Origin of the sequence: Micromonospora zhanjiangensis (genome assembly GCF_042650605.1) — a bacterium.
GTDB lineage: Bacteria > Actinomycetota > Actinomycetes > Mycobacteriales > Micromonosporaceae > Micromonospora_J > Micromonospora_J zhanjiangensis.
This window is the reverse complement of the sequence record NZ_JBHSBN010000097.1, coordinates 1-1,520: the sequence shown is the minus strand read 5'-3', so window position 1 is coordinate 1,520 and position 1,520 is coordinate 1. Positions and strand designations below refer to the sequence as shown.

1 protein-coding gene is annotated in these 1,520 nt (G+C 66.7%); it reads left to right on the top strand.

Annotated elements, in window-relative coordinates:
* Positions 1-131 precede the first annotated feature (131 nt).
* Complete coding sequence (locus ACFOX0_RS34080) at positions 132-1,487, top strand: IS4 family transposase (RefSeq protein WP_377553794.1); 1,356 nt, start codon at positions 132-134, stop codon at positions 1,485-1,487.
* Positions 1,488-1,520: the final 33 nt, after the last annotated feature.

Here is a 1,520-nt window from a genome sequence, read left to right as displayed (position 1 = left end):
CTAGCCCCAACGCCGTTCAGTTAGGCGTGGGCGGGTGCGGTCAAGGGGTGTGTTGATCAGGACGTGAGAAGCGGAGTTCCGGTATCAAGGTTTGTCACTCCAAGACAACCCAGAACCAGGAACCCCGCTTGGTGGATCAGATTGCCATAACTCGTACCGTCACGGTAGCGGCGGGGCCGTTCGCTCCGGGTCATCTCGGTGAGCTGACCCGCCTGGTGCCGTTCGAGATGGTCGATGACGTGCTCACCGCGACTCGGGGTACGCAGCGGCGGATCCGGTTGTTACCGGCCCGGGTTGTGGTGTATCTGCTGCTGGCCGGGTGTTTGTTCACCGAACTCGGCTACCGGCAGGTGTGGTCGAAACTCGTCACCGGCCTGCACCCGGTGCAGCTGAGGACACCGACCGCGAGTGCCCTGCGGCAGGCCCGGCAACGACTCGGTGTGTCCCCGCTGCGGGCGTTGTTCGACCTGCTCCGTGGTCCCGCCGCGACCAGCGCCCTCGCTGCGGTGTGGTGGCGCGGCCTGCTGCCGGTCGTCATCGACGGCACCATCCTGTCCGTCGCCGACTCACCGGCCAACTTGGGCCGCTACGTCAAACAACGCGGCAACAACGGCGGTTCCGGTTACCCGACGCTGCGGCTGAGCGCGCTGCTGACCTGCGGGACCCGCTCGGTCCTCGACGCCGTGTTCGACCCGATCACCACCGGCGAACTCGACCAGGCACAACGCCTGGCCCGCAGCCTGCGCGCCGGGATGCTGCTACTGGCCGACCGGAACTACGCCGCCGCCGACCTGATCACCAGCTTCGCGGCGACCGGAGCCGACCTGCTGATCCGCTGCAAAACCGGCCGGAAACTCCCCCTGATCCGCCGCTGTCACGACGGATCCTGGCTGTCGATCATCGGCGGCCAGCCAGTGCGGATCATCGAGGCCCGGATCAGCATCACCACCACGGCCGGCCACCACACCGGCGACTACCGGCTGATCACCACCCTGCTCGACCCGCGTCGCTACCCCGCCACCGACCTCGTCCGCCTCTACCACGAGCGGTGGGAGATCGAGACCGCCTACCTGGAACTGAAATCGACCATCCTCGGCGGCCGGGTCCTACGCGCCCGCACCCCCGACGGAATCGACCAGGAAATCCACGCCCTGCTGATCGTCTACCAGGTGCTCCGCACCGCCATGGTCGACGCCACCGACAGCCAACCCGGCCTCGACCCGGACCGGGCCAGTTTCACCACCGCCCTCAACGCCGCCCGCGACCAGATCGTGCACGCCGCCGGCGTCATCGCCGACACCACCATCGACCTGGTCGGCACCATCGGCGAACGCGTCCTGGCGAACATGCTCCCCGACCGCCGTATCCGAACCAAAACCCGCATGATCAAACGCTCGAACTCCAAGTACCAAGCCCGCGGACCGAACATCGACCGCCGCACCTACAAAGCCACCACCAGCATCAACGTCATCACCAACGAACCTTGACAGGCCAACCACCGCCCTAACTGAACGGCATTG